Source organism: Streptomyces dioscori (assembly GCF_003024195.1).
Taxonomy (GTDB): Bacteria; Actinomycetota; Actinomycetes; order Streptomycetales; family Streptomycetaceae; genus Streptomyces; species Streptomyces dioscori.
Window position 1 is genome coordinate 1 of sequence record NZ_KZ679079.1, and the last position, 1,922, is coordinate 1,922.

The 1,922-nt window shown below is 65.4% G+C and carries 1 protein-coding gene and 1 pseudogene; both read left to right on the forward strand.

The annotated features are described in order from the left end of the window. Positions 1–242 (forward strand): annotated as a pseudogene (locus C6Y14_RS43820) (alpha-1,4-glucan--maltose-1-phosphate maltosyltransferase); the annotation flags it as partial. Further along, positions 239–1,922 (forward strand): maltose alpha-D-glucosyltransferase (treS, locus tag C6Y14_RS43825; RefSeq protein ID WP_107022513.1); only part of this gene is annotated, 1,684 nt, incomplete at its 3' end. The pseudogene C6Y14_RS43820 and the gene treS, both read left to right, overlap by 4 nt.

Here is a 1,922-nt window from a genome sequence, read left to right on the forward strand (position 1 = left end):
ACACGGTTCTGGTGGTCGTGAACCTCGACCCCCACCACACCCAGGAAGCCACCATCTCGTTGGACATGCCACGACTCGGCCTCGACTGGCACGCGTCACTGCCGGTGCGCGACGAGCTCTCCGGCGAGATCTACCCCTGGGGCAGGACCAACTACGTACGCCTCACGCCCGGTCACCGGGCCGCGCACGTACTGACCGTCCTGCGACCGTCCTCACCGCCCACCGGAGGGTCACCCACATGATCGTCAACGAACCCGTCCCGGACACCTTCGAGGACACCCCCGCCAAAGACCGGGACCCCGAATGGTTCAAACGCGCCGTCTTCTACGAAGTCCTGGTCCGCTCCTTCCAGGACAGCAACGGCGACGGCATCGGCGACCTCAAAGGCCTCACCGCCAAACTCGACTACCTCCAATGGCTCGGCGTCGACTGCCTGTGGCTGCCCCCCTTCTTCCAGTCCCCCCTCAGGGACGGCGGCTACGACGTCTCCGACTACACCGCCGTCCTGCCCGAATTCGGCGACCTCGCCGACTTCGTGGAATTCGTCGACGCCGCCCACCAACGCGGCATGCGCGTCATCATCGACTTCGTCATGAACCACACCAGCGACCAGCACCCCTGGTTCCAGGCCTCCCGCAACGACCCCACCGGACCCTACGGCGACTACTACATGTGGGCCGACGACGACCAGCAGTACGCCGACGCCCGCATCATCTTCGTCGACACCGAAGCCTCCAACTGGACCTTCGACCCCATCCGCAAGCAGTACTACTTCCACCGCTTCTTCTCCCACCAGCCCGACCTCAACTTCGAAAACCCCGCCGTCGTCGAAGAAATCGTCTCCGCCCTGCGCTTCTGGCTCGACCTGGGCATCGACGGCTTCCGCCTCGACGCCGTCCCCTACCTCTTCGCCGAAGAGGGCACCGACTGCGAAAACCTCCCCGCCACCCACCAGGTCCTCAAACAGGTCCGCGCCGAGATCGACGCCCACTACCCCGACACCGTCCTGCTCGCCGAAGCCAACCAATGGCCCGAAGACGTCGTCGACTACTTCGGCGACTACACCGCCGGCGGCGACGAATGCCACATGGCCTTCCACTTCCCCGTCATGCCACGCATCTTCATGGCAGTGCGCCGCGAATCCCGCTACCCCGTCTCGGAGATCCTGGCGAAAACCCCGGCCATCCCCTCCGGCTGCCAGTGGGGCATCTTCCTGCGCAACCACGACGAGCTCACCCTCGAAATGGTCACCGACGAAGAACGCGACTACATGTATGCCGAATACGCCAAAGACCCCCGCATGCGCGCCAACATCGGCATCCGCCGCCGCCTCGCCACCCTCCTGGACAACGACCGCAACCAGATCGAACTCTTCACCGCCCTCCTCCTGTCCCTGCCCGGCTCGCCGATCCTCTACTACGGCGACGAGATCGGCATGGGCGACAACATCTGGCTCGGCGACCGCGACGCCGTCCGCACCCCCATGCAGTGGACCCCCGACCGCAACGCCGGCTTCTCCTCCTGCGACCCCGGACGCCTCTTCCTCCCCACGATCATGGACCCGGTCCACGGCTACCAGGTCACCAACGTCGAAGCATCCATGAGCAACCCCTCCAGCCTGCTCCACTGGACCCGCCGCATGATCGAGATCCGCAAACAGAACCCCGCCTTCGGCCTCGGCTCCTACACAGAACTGCCGTCCACCAACCCCGCCGTCATCGCCTTCCTGCGGGAATACAAGGACGACCTCGTGCTGTGCGTCCACAACTTCTCCCGCTTCGCCCAGCCCACCGAACTCGACCTCCAGACCTTCAACGGACGCCACCCTGTCGAACTCATCGGCGGCGTCCGCTTCCCCGCCATCGGCGAACTCCCCTACCTCCTCACCCTCGCCGGCCACGGCTTCTACTGGTTCCGCCTCC